Annotated in this window: 13 protein-coding genes and 3 tRNA genes; 9 read left to right on the plus strand and 7 right to left on the minus strand. The window is 41.6% G+C overall.

Annotation, left to right across the window (positions count from 1 at the left end; all coding sequences use genetic code 11):
• Nucleotides 1-2 precede the first annotated feature (2 nt).
• The 3 genes from LEP1GSC185_RS00625 to LEP1GSC185_RS00635 form a co-directional block, all read right to left on the minus strand.
• Complete coding sequence (locus LEP1GSC185_RS00625) at nt 3-1,139, minus strand: Acg family FMN-binding oxidoreductase (protein WP_010514796.1); 1,137 nt, start codon at nt 1,137-1,139, stop codon at nt 3-5.
• Between the two features lie 90 nt (nt 1,140-1,229).
• Nucleotides 1,230-1,691, minus strand: a complete 462-nt coding sequence (locus LEP1GSC185_RS00630; RefSeq protein ID WP_008590699.1) for an SAM-dependent methyltransferase — start codon at nt 1,689-1,691, stop codon at nt 1,230-1,232.
• A gap of 63 nt (nt 1,692-1,754) precedes the next feature.
• Nucleotides 1,755-2,381 (minus strand): hypothetical protein, encoded by a 627-nt coding sequence (locus tag LEP1GSC185_RS00635; RefSeq protein ID WP_008590577.1) that lies wholly within the window; start codon nt 2,379-2,381, stop codon nt 1,755-1,757.
• A 517-nt stretch (nt 2,382-2,898) separates the two neighbouring features.
• Here LEP1GSC185_RS00635 and sppA point away from each other — a divergent pair.
• The 7 genes from sppA to LEP1GSC185_RS00670 all read left to right on the plus strand — a co-directional run bounded on the left by sppA (nt 2,899) and on the right by LEP1GSC185_RS00670 (nt 6,236).
• Nucleotides 2,899-3,864 (plus strand): signal peptide peptidase SppA, encoded by a 966-nt coding sequence (gene sppA, locus LEP1GSC185_RS00640; RefSeq protein ID WP_010514794.1) that lies wholly within the window; start codon nt 2,899-2,901, stop codon nt 3,862-3,864.
• Between the two features lie 4 nt (nt 3,865-3,868).
• Nucleotides 3,869-4,471: a hypothetical protein gene (locus LEP1GSC185_RS00645; protein WP_008590029.1), complete on the plus strand. Its 603-nt coding sequence runs from the start codon at nt 3,869-3,871 to the stop codon at nt 4,469-4,471.
• Nucleotides 4,472-4,481: 10 nt separating this feature from the next.
• Complete coding sequence (surE, locus tag LEP1GSC185_RS00650) at nt 4,482-5,234, plus strand: 5'/3'-nucleotidase SurE (protein ID WP_008591449.1); 753 nt, start codon at nt 4,482-4,484, stop codon at nt 5,232-5,234.
• On the plus strand, nt 5,235-5,948 hold the full coding sequence (locus LEP1GSC185_RS00655) for a tetratricopeptide repeat protein (protein ID WP_008590950.1): 714 nt from the start codon (nt 5,235-5,237) through the stop codon (nt 5,946-5,948). It begins immediately after the preceding gene.
• A gap of 35 nt (nt 5,949-5,983) precedes the next feature.
• A tRNA-Pro gene (locus LEP1GSC185_RS00660) sits at nt 5,984-6,055 on the plus strand.
• Between the two features lie 22 nt (nt 6,056-6,077).
• A tRNA-Arg gene (locus LEP1GSC185_RS00665) sits at nt 6,078-6,154 on the plus strand.
• A 6-nt stretch (nt 6,155-6,160) separates the two neighbouring features.
• Nucleotides 6,161-6,236: transfer RNA gene (locus tag LEP1GSC185_RS00670), tRNA-His, on the plus strand.
• Between the two features lie 68 nt (nt 6,237-6,304).
• On the opposite strand, the gene LEP1GSC185_RS00675 is transcribed toward LEP1GSC185_RS00670, so the two are convergent.
• Together LEP1GSC185_RS00675 and LEP1GSC185_RS00680 are read right to left on the minus strand one after the other, a co-directional pair.
• Nucleotides 6,305-7,108 (minus strand): CPBP family intramembrane glutamic endopeptidase, encoded by an 804-nt coding sequence (locus tag LEP1GSC185_RS00675; RefSeq protein WP_008589504.1) that lies wholly within the window; start codon nt 7,106-7,108, stop codon nt 6,305-6,307.
• A gap of 15 nt (nt 7,109-7,123) precedes the next feature.
• A complete protein-coding gene (locus LEP1GSC185_RS00680; RefSeq protein ID WP_008596406.1) occupies nt 7,124-7,720 on the minus strand; it encodes a hypothetical protein in 597 nt (198 codons plus the stop codon).
• A 136-nt stretch (nt 7,721-7,856) separates the two neighbouring features.
• Between LEP1GSC185_RS00680 and LEP1GSC185_RS00685 the strand changes: the two genes are divergently transcribed.
• Both LEP1GSC185_RS00685 and trxA read left to right on the plus strand, forming a co-directional pair.
• Nucleotides 7,857-8,768 carry a TIGR01777 family oxidoreductase gene (locus LEP1GSC185_RS00685; RefSeq protein ID WP_008589559.1) on the plus strand — a complete coding sequence of 304 codons (912 nt, stop codon included), beginning with the start codon at nt 7,857-7,859 and terminating at the stop codon, nt 8,766-8,768.
• Nucleotides 8,769-8,887: 119 nt separating this feature from the next.
• Nucleotides 8,888-9,193 carry a thioredoxin gene (gene trxA, locus LEP1GSC185_RS00690; RefSeq protein WP_008591489.1) on the plus strand — a complete coding sequence of 102 codons (306 nt, stop codon included), beginning with the start codon at nt 8,888-8,890 and terminating at the stop codon, nt 9,191-9,193.
• A gap of 212 nt (nt 9,194-9,405) precedes the next feature.
• On the opposite strand, the gene LEP1GSC185_RS00695 is transcribed toward trxA, so the two are convergent.
• Nucleotides 9,406-11,133, minus strand: coding sequence for an acyl-CoA dehydrogenase family protein (locus tag LEP1GSC185_RS00695; RefSeq protein ID WP_008590451.1), 1,728 nt, complete (start codon nt 11,131-11,133; stop codon nt 9,406-9,408).
• Nucleotides 11,134-11,292: 159 nt separating this feature from the next.
• Nucleotides 11,293-13,014: an alpha-glucosidase gene (locus LEP1GSC185_RS00700; RefSeq protein WP_008591324.1), complete on the minus strand. Its 1,722-nt coding sequence runs from the start codon at nt 13,012-13,014 to the stop codon at nt 11,293-11,295.
• Nucleotides 13,015-13,024 lie beyond the last annotated feature (10 nt).

Genomic DNA, 13,024 nt, shown 5'->3' on the forward strand with positions numbered 1-13,024 from the left:
CATTAAATGATAAAATCTTTAGTATCTCTTCTCGGACTATAATAATGATAGTCGCTTCTTCCTAAACGAACCAACATCTGGATTTTTTCTCCCGGCTTTAAAGAAGATTCGAATTCATTCCTGATCTGATCCATTTCAGGATATTCTTGTAGAATTTGGCTCATCGGATGAAGAGAAAATCCGTTTTTAGTCGCGGCTAAATGCAAACGAAGATAATCCCTTCCCGCTTGGACCCAATCAATAATTTCATTACGGTTCGTTTTCAGAAAAATAAATCCCTTAGAACTTTCTACCATGGAAGTAAACATATCCATACCTGCTTTTTTATTTTCAGGCGAATGCCAACTTTCTGCTCCATGTTTTAAGAAAAAATTTCGAGCGAAATAATATTTCAAACCTGAAACCCCGTTGGCTCTAAGAGAAAGCCCATCTTTATATTTTCCGATCTCTTCGTCGTTGTAACGAAACCAAATTCTGGATTCTTCATACGTATTATAAGTATCCGTTTCCATTTGCATCGCAGCGACCAATCGTTTTCCTAAGTTCTCCGATCCTTCTTTCGCGACAAATTTTAGTTCGGAATATAAGACTGTGGAATCTTTATAGATCTTTTCAAAATCATCCGGGGTTAGATCATCACCTTCGTAAATACTTCTTCTTGTTACTCTATCTGAAATAAATTCGGACAAGGGATTTCGAACCAGATCTTCTTGTTTGACTAAAACAATTTTGGCGATCGGCTTTTTGCCCATATCCGCAATCGTATATTTTCCTTCCGGAAAAAGTGAAACTTCTGCCAGATAACCGAATACTTGAGTTCCTAAACTTAGATTTTCTAGAAAGGTCCCTTGTCCTATATGGATTTGTCGAAAGGTAGGATCGGTATCTTTTAATAAACGTCTTTCATCCACATACAAAAGCGCAGAATGATCGTCTATAAGTTTGAATTTCCAAGGTTGTACATTATGAGGATTGGGAGCAGTAATCCCGATACGAAGAGCTTTTAAGATAGGAGAAATATTTTCGGAAAGAAACTCAGGATCGAATGGATTTTTTCTTTCGTAATCATATCTTTCCTTGGAGGAAGTTTTACAATATTGTAAAACTTGTGAAGTAGAAAGAAAAGCACCGAAGCTCATTCCATATTTTATAAAAGTTTTTCGACTGATAGAAACCATGGCCGAAAAACCTAAGGGAAACTAAGTCGGAGTCAATCTAATTCGAAAAAACTATTCCCAATAATTTATCATCAATTCTTTAGACCAATCAGGCTGAGAAATCCCGGACATAGGCAGGAATTCGCGCATCACAGGTTTTATATCCACTACCGGCGTCCCATCGATCGCATCCAAATATTTCACTAAAAGTTTTTTCCCATCTCGTCTCAAAAGTTCTACAATCGTAGAGCCAAGATGATTCGGGCGATTTTTCTTTCTTTGAGCAAAGATACCAACCTTAGGCCATCTTTTATTCTCTCTAGGATGTTCACTGCCCAAAACAGGTTTCAGTCCGATAGCCTTATGAAAGATATAAATAATCTCCAAATGGGAGAAAGTATCGATCCCGTCCAAGGACTCAGCGGGAATATTTTCCTCCAACTCGATCTCAGAAACAATTTCTGCCCAGTAATCATCCTGGATCTCTGATCTAGAGTTGGAGACCTTTGCGATCGGCCGAATCGTAAATTCCATAAAAGCCTCTTTCCATCTAAAAGATGTCCTAAGAGACGATGGAAAATACTCCTCTGCAAGAAATTAATTTCCGGCTTCCGGTTTAGCGTTTAGATATTCTTTGAATTTTGCTAGGTCACTTCCTACAAAGGAAATCGTGATTGGCTCGGTTCCTGAATAAAGTCTGATCGAAAATTCATTTGCATTTCGTATCGCTTCTTCGTCCTCACCTTTTAATAAAAAAGTGCCTTTCAATTCAAAATGAGCGTGAGACTTTACATTGATGTGCACATTTTGCGAGTTTGAAACGTTTTGAGTGTTGTTTCCAGTTGCACCTGAAGAAATTGTAGTTACCCTTTCCGATAAAGTGTTACCAAATATTAAAGGAGAAACTTTATCCCCAATCTTTACAAAGCCACTTTTTTCGATCGGTCTATTTAACGAAGTCGCATAAATAGTAAATTGTGTCACAGTAGGATTAATTTTATTGATCCCAATCTCGCGCGTAAAGTCCAGAATCACACCATATTTCATAGATTCGAAAGGAGCACCCGGCATAGCTTCTTCCGACTTCACATACATTTTTAAATTTACATTATGAATATTCTTAAAACTGTCTTTCGTTACTTTAACTTTTCCAAAGCCCGCAGGTGTAATACATCCTATCATAACAAAAAATAAAAGAAATAATATGATTAATTTTTTAAACAAGTTGATTCTCCAATTTATATATAAAATCCAGTCACCTACAAATCAAGGACAGGTCAAGAGAGTATTTTCAAAATTTATGATAATAAATTGAATCAGAAACGTTATCTCGGATTGGATAAAGTTTGTTTATAAGAAAGTATATTTAAATTTGTATTTTACTTGAAACTAATAATATGGAGCAACTTCACTCTTGCTCCATCCCTAGTCGAGCAAGCAAAAAGTTTTTTAAGTAATTTGAATTTTCCTCATCAGACGAAAAAGCCACAGGATGAGATGCCGTATATAAGGACGAATGCCCAACGGTTTACCTTCTAAGATGGTTAGTTCATCTTCTCCTTTTAGCAAAAACAAAGAGCCAAGTTAGTTCCTAAACAAATTTACACCACCGCACTTATACTTATATTGATAACCCTAGGAAATGTACCGCCTCGTCAAGAGAAACCGGCCGGGCTTCTTAGGCAAAATCAACCTCCGCTATTTCATTGACAGGGGATCGGTACCAAGATCCACTCTAATTGTGGACCGAAATCGTATCGCATTAGCAATCACCTTTGTTGTCACCATCCTCTCCTTGTTCGTTGGACTTATTAATTTAGTGTCCAACGTTTCCTCTTCTAAACTCACAAAAGTAGATGCGGGTTCCGGATTCGGGACCGACAGACTGGGAGCGGCCTTAATCAAGATTGAAGGGGAGATCCACTCCGGACAATCCGGCTATGATTCCGCAGGCGCTCAAACCATATTGCAGCAACTCAGATCAATCGAAGACGACTCTAATATCGTAGGCATCTTAGTAGAGATCAACTCTCCGGGAGGATCGGTGGGAGCCTCGCAAGAGATCTATAAAGAGTTAATGTTCCTTCGAAAGGAAAAAAACAAAAAGGTAGTGGTGTCTATGAAAGACATCGCTGCTTCCGGAGGATATTATATAGCTTCCGCTGCGGACAAAATTTTCGCATTAGGCGGAACCTTAACAGGCTCCATAGGAGTGATCGCGATCGCTCCGAATATCAAAGGACTCTTAGAAAGATACGGAGTCAAAGTCCGCACTTTCAAAGAAGGGAAATATAAGGATTCTCTTTCCCTATTCCGAGATAGCACCCCGGAAGAAGATGCAATGATCCAAAAAATGCTCTCCGACACATACGAAGAATTTATTGAAGATGTTTCCAAAGGAAGGAACCAAACCGTAAAATTCGTAGAGGCTCTGGCAGAAGGTAGGGTCTATTCAGGACAAGACGCATTCCGAAACAAATTAGTGGACGATATAGGCGGAAGAAGAGAAGCATTGGCGGAACTTTCTAAACTTTGCAATTATGATGGAACCCTTCCGTTATTCGAAGAAGAAGTAAATCCTTGGGAAAGATTCTTCCAACTGATGCAAGCAAAGTCCGGAGGATTTTTCGGCGGAGAAAAAGTGTTCCTTCAAGAGCTCAAACGTTCTCCCATTTTAGTTTTATATCCCAATTCAATGGCATGGTAATCCTGTGTTAAAAGAATTATTCAATAGATTTATAGATCTTTTAGATGCGGTTCTATTCGAACCGTTTCGAGTGGAGAATGTAATTTCTTCTTGGGGAACTTATCCTCTTAAATTGGTAACCGTTATGGTTCTGTTACTTGCAGCGACAAGCGCTGGGGCAGGTTATGTTTTCATAACTCCTCCTTTTACGGGCAGAAGTTTCGGTCAATTCCTGATTGCCGCTTTGACTCATTTGTTATTTTTTATACTTCTGCCTTACGCAGTCGCATTCATAGTGGACGGACTTGCTCAGTCCAACGGGAAGAAGGGAAACGCGAATATCACTCTTAGATTTGTAAACATCTCCCTCTCACTTTTTATCTCCACCGCCGCCTGGGCAATTCTTCTGGCTCAATTAGGAATAAAAGGCGGATTCGGTGTCCTTACATTATACTCGATCCATTACGGATTATTTATGACAGTCTTGGTTCGTGGAACTTCTTACATCTATGACCTAAAGTTTAAGGATTCCTTTCGTATCAATATTACCACATTTATTATAACGTTCTTTTTACCCTTAGCGATGTATTCCGCCGTAATCACTTCGTTTAATCCTTCTCTTCCGTAAATTATATAATATGAATATTCTAATCACCAACGACGACGGGATCTCCTCCAATGGAATCCTTGCATTGGAAAAAGTTTTAGGAAAAGAACATAACACCTACCTAATCGCTCCTCTAAAGGAACGCTCAGCAACCTCTATGGCATTGAGTATTTACGATTCCATGAGAGTAGAAAGAGTGAACGAAAATCATTATATCGTAGACGGATTTCCTGTGGACTGTGTGAATATCGGACTTCATGGGAATATCTTTCCCAAAATAGATTTGGTGCTCTCCGGGATCAACCGGGGAGTGAATATGGGGCACGATGTTCATTATTCCGGAACAGTCGGAGCCGCAAGACACGGAGCTATCCATAATAGAAAAAGTATCGCTGTCAGTTCCGGGAATTTGGATAAAAACTACGATTATTACAAAGAAGCGGAACTAGTCCGTGAAATCCTGAACTCCTGGACTGAGGAATTTTCAGCCGGTATTGTTTATAATATCAATATCCCTGAAAAATTCGAGAACTCACTTTCTTCTATAGAAATAGCGAAGTTGGGAAAAAGAACCTATGTGGACACTTATCATTCCAAGCAGATCATAGGAGGGATCTCGGATTTCTTCTTAGGAGGCTCGGAACTCGGACATATTCCTGAAGAAGGCGCCGATTTCGATATATTCTTCCGTGGAAAAATTCCGATCACTCCTTTAAGTTTAGATCAAACTTCTCCGCTTGAGTTGGAAGAATTTAGAAAAAGGATCCGGGTTAAATCGAAGTAAATGGAAAAGAAAGCTCCGAGAAAGATCCCAGCCAAAAGAAGGATTTTTACCGAAATCCTAAAAGAGAATTATACTGTCGCGATCACTCTAATCGACAGAGAAATGTCCGAGACCGGAAAAGATCCGGAACTACTTTATAATTTTGCAATATGTTGTTCCAGGACCGGAAATCACAAAAAGTGCGTTTCAGTGATCGAAGAACTTTTGGAAGAATTCCCGAAATTCTCGGAAAGAGATAACGCATTCAGAATGATGATCTATTCTCTGATTCGGACCGGAGATTATAAGACCGCTTTGGCAAGAACGGAAGAACGTCTCAAACTTTCATTGGATGATATCATTCTTCTTTCCCTAAAAGCATCCGCATTGGAGAAATCAGGCGACACAAAGGGTGCGATCGAAACCCACCTGAGAATTTTACGACTGAGACCTGAGCAAAAAAACAGCCTAAATTCCGTTGCATACCTGCTTTTAGAGGGAAAAGAGCCGAATCAGGAAGACCTCAAGCTTGCGATGGAGAATATAAAGAGGGCATTGCAGTTAGATCCGGAAAACCCAGCGTATTTGGATTCTTTCGGAGTTCTGCTATCCAAATTAGGAAAACCGGAAGAAGCCAGAAAAGCCTTCGAAAAAGCGATTACCAAAGCTCCGACAGAAGATATCATTCTGGAGCATTTGAAAAAACTATCTCAAACAAATAGACAAGCGACTTGACACCTCGCCCTTTCGCGAAATCATGGACTTCGATCCGGGATGTAGCGCAGTGGTAGCGCATCTGTTTTGGGTACAGAGGGTCGCAGGTTCAAATCCTGTCATCCCGAATTCCTCTTTTACAAAACAAAAGACTCGGTAGCTCAGTTGGATAGAGCAACTGCCTTCTAAGCAGTGGGTCGGGGGTTCGAATCCCTCTCGGGTCACCAAACATGGTGAGCGTAGCTCAGTTGGTAGAGCTCCAGATTGTGGTTCTGGCTGTCGCGGGTTCGAGCCCCGTCGTTCACCCCAAAATTTTTCTACCATTACAAATCAATCTAACAAAATCAAAAAGACCCAACGGGTGCTCGGAACTTTCGTTAACCGGCAAAAAACAAAACAATCCCTGCTATTGTAATATCCGCAAAGAAGTGCACTAACACCGGATAATAAATTCCCTTACTTAAGATCCGGATCAGCCCGGTCATCAAACCGTAGATCCCTGCGAGTACTACCCCTACCCAACCGCGTGGAAATCCATACAAATGTAAGATCCCAAAACTCAATGCTTGGAACACTAAAACCCAAAAAAGAGAAAGCCTCGCCGTTAGCAATGCCTCGAATAAGATCCCTCTAAATAAAAATTCCTCTGCAATCGCATTTATGATCGCAAAACCTATTCCGGCTGCTATCAACACCGGAATATCCCCTTTAGGAAAATTCTCTTTGATATCGCTGACATCCGGATCTAAAAGATAAAACCAAAGAAATAAAGCGATACTTGCGGAAAATACGAATAGAACGGAAAGTCCCAGAATCTGTCCGGAAACTTCCCCCTTAGCCCACCATCGTAATAAACCTAACTTGCGAATTTTAGAAAAAGACAAAAAGTAAAAAACTAATGCAACGATCAACGTCCCAGGCCAAAGATTTTTGGCATAAGGAAATATATTAATAAAAGATAATACGAATAACGGGATATTCAGATAAAATAAGGACTTCCATTTGGATCGTAATCCGATTAGCAAAAACAGAACTAACAGGACAGGGACCGCAAATATGGCCCGAACTTCTTCGAAAACAGCAACGCTAAAGACACCGATAGATAGGAGGATAAAAAAACGTTCTCGGTTACCGGCCTTGTATTCAGGTAGATCGATTCTGCCGGTTTCCGAAAAATTCATTCAAATACCAAAAACCTATTCGAAGAGTTGAATATCCTTAATACAGGAGTCCGAGCCGACGCTTTCGAATGTCCCCTGCACTGACCAGATCCAAATACCCTTCGGATATTCTTTTTGAGGAACCGAACCCGCGTCCTTCTTCAGATAAACAGTAGCAGTTTCCGATCCCGAAAAATCCAGAACGATAGAGCTATATTCAGTATCATCAGGAAGTCTGGATTCTTTATCCACATTGATCGCTTCTCTTTCTATAACTCTGAGCGAAAGAGGAGGAGTATTTTTAGAACAGGCGATTACTCGGATACCTTTCCAATTTGTCGGAACATAAATCCCGGATTTGAGGCGATGAGAAAGTCTGAGCTCCAGATCGAAATCCGTCTTCATGGAAGAAGGTCGTAACTTTCTCCATTCAGTGTCCAAATTTCCGTCGGCCAAATATGGCGCCTGAGAAGAACGATCCACTAGGTAAGAATCGGTGAAATCAAAACGTAAAAAAGGGGGCTCCGATTTATAGGACTCCAGCTTGGAATTCGTCGTAGAATACAAATAATAATTCGAAAAAACCAGTCCGGCAACAAAAACTGCGGCCCAAATTTTTGAAACAGTGTTCAATTTTAAAAAATCCACTCATCCAAAGATGCCGATTTCCTAACCCGGGATCAAGAAGGATTTCCTTTCTTCTTGTCGAAAGAAAACCGATTTCGAATCATGATCTCGGAAAGAAATTTCTTAAAAGGCGGTTCGCGAAATGCTTATTGGAATTACCGGCGGCACGGGACTCATAGGATCCATGTTGGCGATCCGCTTGAAGGCAGAAGGACATAGAGTCCGGATCTTCAGCAGAAGCGGAAAATTGCCGCCCAGACTCCAAAGAATTTCAGAATGGGACGTTAGGATCGGTTCACTACCTACCAGAGCTGATCTAGAGGGAGTAAACGTTCTAATCAATTTAGCAGGCGAACCGATAGCAGGAGTTCGCTGGACCCCCGAATACAAACAAAGGATCCGCTCTTCTCGTATAGACTTTACCAGGGATCTTGTCGCAAGACTGACTTCTTTGGGAGAATTTGCGCCCAAAGCATTATTCAATTCTTCTGCAATCGGGATCTATGGATCTTACGATGCAGGAACCCCACCGTTCGACGAAGACAGTCCTGCGGCGGAAGATGAGTTAGGCGTCCTATGCAGAGACTGGGAAGAAGAAGCATTAGAAGCGGAAAAAGCAGGCATCAGGACCGTTCTCTTAAGAACTGGAGTAGTTCTCACTACTGAAGGCGGAGCACTTGCAACGATGCTGCCAGCATTCAAATTATTCGCTGGCGGCCCGATCGGGAGCGGAAACCAAATCCTCTCCTGGATCCATATCGAAGACCAACTTTCCGCAATCATGTTCCTGATCAGAAAAGAAGAAGCAAGAGGAGCATTCAATCTTGTATCTCCCGAGCCTCTTTCCAACGAGCAATTCAGTAAGATTCTGGCAAAAACTCTAGGGCGCCCATCATTTACGAGAGTTCCTTCCTTCGCACTTTCCCTCGCATTCGGCGAAGGCTCCATTGTGGCAACTCACGGTCAGAGAGCGGTTCCGAAAAGACTCCAAGAGTTGGGTTATAAATTCAGATACCCGAATCTGGAAGCAGCACTTCGAAATTTATTAGGCTAATAGCCTGTTTAGCTCTGAGAGCAAAATGGCAAATTAGGTTTCGCGAAAAATTCTCCGAAGCTCCAAAAACAACTTCCCATTCGATTTAGAATAAGTCTAATCTCTGTATGGAAAACACAATGCCTGGTTCATTCAACGAACTTCTTAAAACACATGATAAACCCATCCTAGTGGATTTCTGGGCCGAATGGTGCGGTCCTTGTAAAATGGTAGCTCCTGAGCTGGAAAAATTTGCGCAAGCTCACCAAGGGCAAGTAACCGTAGTAAAAGTCAATATAGACGAAAAGCCTGAGTTGGCTCAACAATACGGAGTTCAATCCATTCCGACCCTGATGTTATTCAAAGGTGGAGAAATCGCTGAAAAAGTGGTGGGAGCAATTCCACAGGCACATATGGAGAAAGTTTTTGCCCCTAAACTGGCTTAAAATATTTCGCGCGGTTCGACAACCGATTGGGGCGACTCCCTCGCTCCGCTCGGGCCTTCCACAGCGACCCATAGGGAGCGAGGAAACGACCGTGAAGCGAGTCGGTGCCATCTCGGATGGCAACCGACCACCGTACCTCAATCCAATTCAATATTCTTAATATACTTTAGATCGGCCGCGACCGCTTCGCGTCTTACGTATCGCTGTTGCAATTACCAATTTACGATCTCATCTACTTCTTCCTGATCCAAACGGAAAGACTCATAGTCTCCGAAAGTTTTAGGAAGAGTCCTAAATAAGAAAGCTCCGAAACCTTTTGCAAAAGAATCGAATCTGGATCTTTTAGAACCGGAAGCTCTATCAAAAACAGCCTGCTCTAAGAATTCAGAAAGAACCAAAGCGCCATATGCCTGGTCGGAAAGATCCACTCTGTAAGTTTCCTTCCATTCTCTTGGTTTCTCTTCTATATTCTTATTCCAATCTAATAGAAAATTTTCTCCCAGTTCTGCTACGGCTTTTAATTCCGGATATTTTTTAGCTGAGTCAAAATTTTTCTTTAATTCTAAAACAAAAGAATCACGGATCTTAACCCTATTCATAGCACCAAGTGCGTGATCGGTGATGATCAAATGGGTGCCTTCCCAAGTCTCGTTGATAATACAATCATTATGAAGTCTAGGCAAACAAGTGTAATCACCGATAATTCCGGAACCACCCAAAGCCATAATCGCTCTATGAGTGATCTGAGAAGAAAGAGAAGAAGATCTATACTTCATTAAAGGAGTGGAGATCTGTTCCGCTAAAATCCCTTTTTGAGCCCAATCGATCCCGCGGAAAATCGGCATGACCAAAGCGGCATACAAGATCCTTATCTCTGCAAGTTCTCTGGAATACGCAGGAAAATCCTGGATCTTCTTACCGTAGGCCGTTCTGTATCTGGAGTATTCCCGGGCTTCCATAAATGCTCTTCTGGACATTCCGGAAGCTGCAAGACCGACGTGAACCCTAGAAGTTCGGATCACATAACGGATCAGGTTTGCGATCCCATGGGCAGGTCTTCCTAAAGCTTCCGCTTCCAGATCTTCGTATACGATCTCGACGGTAAGTTTTCCCTTAGAGCCTATAATATCTTTTTTTCTTAATATATGGTGACCGTTCAGCTCTCCATTATCTTTGATCCTTGGGACCAAGAATAGACCTACTGTTTCAGTATCTTCTATTTTAGCCGTTGTGACCCAAAGGTCTCCCGGGTTAGAGCAGAACCATTTTTCTCCGTTTAGGATCCATTTCCCATCTTCGCCCTTTCTTGCGATTGTGCGGTTGGCACCTACGTTACTTCCCCCCACTCTCTCCGTAACATACTGTCCCGCCATAAAATGAGAGAAGGAACCCTTTCCTGCCACTAAAGGCAGATATTTTTTTTTCTGTTCTTCCGTTCCGATGCCTTGCAACACACGGATCATACCTTCGGTCATCGCCAAGGGACAGGTTACCCCACCTTCACCATTTTGGTTTGCAAGATATGTCAAAGCCTGTCTGTGGAGATCCGTAAAAGGGAACTTCCATTCATCATGAAAATCTAAATTAACAATACCATAATCGTACGATATCTTTCTGGAAAGTTTTTGTTCGTGAGAATAAACGATCTGATCGATACGATTTCCTGTTCGATCGTATTTGACTACTTCTCCGTATTTACCTTCTTTATGAGAGGCCTCGGTAAGTTCGTCTAAAATGCCGCCGACCAATTCTCCATATCCTTTGAGATGATCTATCATAGCCTTCTTATGGTCCGGTTTATAATCGGAAGAGTATCTCTCCACTATTCTCTGGAGGATCTTATCCTCTTCGTAAAAGTTTTTACCTCTATTTCCTTTATAACCCGTTAAGTCGTAAGAAGATAAACCTGGGTTTTCGGCTAAACGTAATGGATGATTCATAATAGTTCCTTTTAAAAAGCGGCGATCCGAATACCGCTATCATAAGCGAATACAACTCGACCGCCAGAACTTTTTAGTCGGAAATACTACACATCGAACATCGTTTGTTTGGAAGAAAAAGTATAGCAAAGGTCATAGAACTAGAAAAACAGGTTTTTCTTAATATTCTAAAACCAAACCTTCATAAGGTGCGATCTCGAATACCACCGGGATTTCCATCTTCTCAGGTTTTCTATGAGTAGATATGAGGATCTGAGCAGTACGATTCGCGTTTGCTACTATCTTTTTGGATTCATTCTCGAAGTTCAAAATGATCAGACATTTTTTCTTTTCGAACTCTCTGGTATATTGCAGAACTCCTGGAGGAGAATCGTAATCCAGAGCCAAGGTCCCTTTTTTAAGGATCTCGTTCCCTTTTCTAAGCCATATTAGCTTTTTATAAAAATTTAATAAACTTTCGATGGACCTGGACTGAGTTTCTACGTTTACCGATTCGTATTTGGAAAAAACAGGAAGCCAAGGTTCTCCATTACTAAATCCGCCGTTCACATCTCCGGACCAACACATAGGAAGTCTGCAGTTATCTCGGCTTGGATAGACCGGCCAATATCTGATCCCTACCGGATCTTGGATGCGATTTTTAGGGACTCTTTCGTCAGTCATCCCAAGTTCTTCTCCGTAATATAAAAACGGAGTCCCTCTTAAGGTTAAAAGCATTAGAGCCGCTATCTTTGCGCGAGCGACCGTTTCTCTTCCCTTGGAATATCTGGTGATATGCCTGCGGAAATCATGATTACTTAATGTGTAATTCGGCCAACCCTTGTCTCGGAGATACTTCTCCCATTCTTTGATCACGTCCCTGAATTTTTCAGCCTTCCAAGGAGTATAAAAGAAAGCAAAGTTAAATGCTAGATGAAGTTCATCACCTTTCGCACCGTAATAAGAAGCGGGAAGTGCGCTTGTGCCAGGCGGCTCCATCATCACTTCTCCTACGGACATTCTATCTCCGTATGAATCCAAAAGTTTTCTGAGATCCTTGAGGATATCGTGCATCTCGGGACGATCCCGATCATAAATATGATTTTGTTGATCGAAAGGTCTAGCTAACCATCTTTTTCGAGGGTTACTTCTTAACTCGGAGTCTTTAACGAACAGATTTACGACATCCAAACGGAAACCGTCCACTCCCATATCCAGCCAATTTTTGACCATAGAGAAGATTGCTTTTTTAACTTCCGGATTTCTCCAATTCAGATCGGGTTGTTCCGCTAAAAAAGAATGATAATAATATTGACCTGTAGTTTTATCTAAGGTCCAAGCTCTTCCACCGAAAGTTCCCATCCAATTATTTGGAGGTTTTCCATTCACGGGATCTTTCCAAATATACCAATCTCTCTTAGGATTATCTTTGGAAGATTTGGATTCTAAAAACCAGGGATGTTGGTGAGAAGTATGATTTGCAACCAGGTCCATAATGATCCTGATCTTACGTTTATGAGCTTCTTTTAATAAACGTTTGAACGTATCCATATTTCCGAATACGGGATCGATACTTTCGTAATCCGAAATATCGTATCCGAAATCGTACATCGGAGAAGGATAGATCGGAGAAAGCCAGATGGCATCAATGCCAAGCGAATTCGGTGTCCCGTCGTTCAAATAATCGAGTTTTTGAATGATACCTTCTAAGTCGCCAATCCCGTCCCCATTAGCATCCTTAAAGCTTCTAGGATAAATTTGGTAAACTACCGCGTTCTTCCACCAGTCCGCGTCTATCTTTTTGCCGCGGCGAGGAGGATTAGCCTTTTTAAGCTCCCTAACGGATGTCGCGGTTTCTTTTTTTCTTTTAGAAGTGACTGTGGAACGACTGCCCGAATCCATACTGGGGACC

It is taken from the genome of Leptospira licerasiae serovar Varillal str. VAR 010 (genome assembly GCF_000244755.1).
Classification (GTDB): Bacteria; Spirochaetota; Leptospiria; order Leptospirales; family Leptospiraceae; genus Leptospira_B; species Leptospira_B licerasiae.

What these genes read in the sequence shown, in the direction of transcription:
- LEP1GSC185_RS00625 (WP_010514796.1), bottom strand. Translation starts at nt 1,139, where the DNA reads ATGAGCTTCGGTGCTTTTCTTTCTACTTCACAAGTTTTACAATATTGT.
- LEP1GSC185_RS00630 (WP_008590699.1), bottom strand. Translation starts at nt 1,691, where the DNA reads ATGGAATTTACGATTCGGCCGATCGCAAAGGTCTCCAACTCTAGATCA.
- surE (WP_008591449.1), top strand. Translation starts at nt 4,482, where the DNA reads ATGAATATTCTAATCACCAACGACGACGGGATCTCCTCCAATGGAATC.
- LEP1GSC185_RS00655 (WP_008590950.1), top strand. Translation starts at nt 5,235, where the DNA reads ATGGAAAAGAAAGCTCCGAGAAAGATCCCAGCCAAAAGAAGGATTTTT.
- LEP1GSC185_RS00675 (WP_008589504.1), bottom strand. Translation starts at nt 7,108, where the DNA reads ATGAATTTTTCGGAAACCGGCAGAATCGATCTACCTGAATACAAGGCC.
- LEP1GSC185_RS00685 (WP_008589559.1), top strand. Translation starts at nt 7,857, where the DNA reads ATGCTTATTGGAATTACCGGCGGCACGGGACTCATAGGATCCATGTTG.
- trxA (WP_008591489.1), top strand. Translation starts at nt 8,888, where the DNA reads ATGCCTGGTTCATTCAACGAACTTCTTAAAACACATGATAAACCCATC.
- LEP1GSC185_RS00695 (WP_008590451.1), bottom strand. Translation starts at nt 11,133, where the DNA reads ATGAATCATCCATTACGTTTAGCCGAAAACCCAGGTTTATCTTCTTAC.
- LEP1GSC185_RS00700 (WP_008591324.1), bottom strand. Translation starts at nt 13,014, where the DNA reads ATGGATTCGGGCAGTCGTTCCACAGTCACTTCTAAAAGAAAAAAAGAA.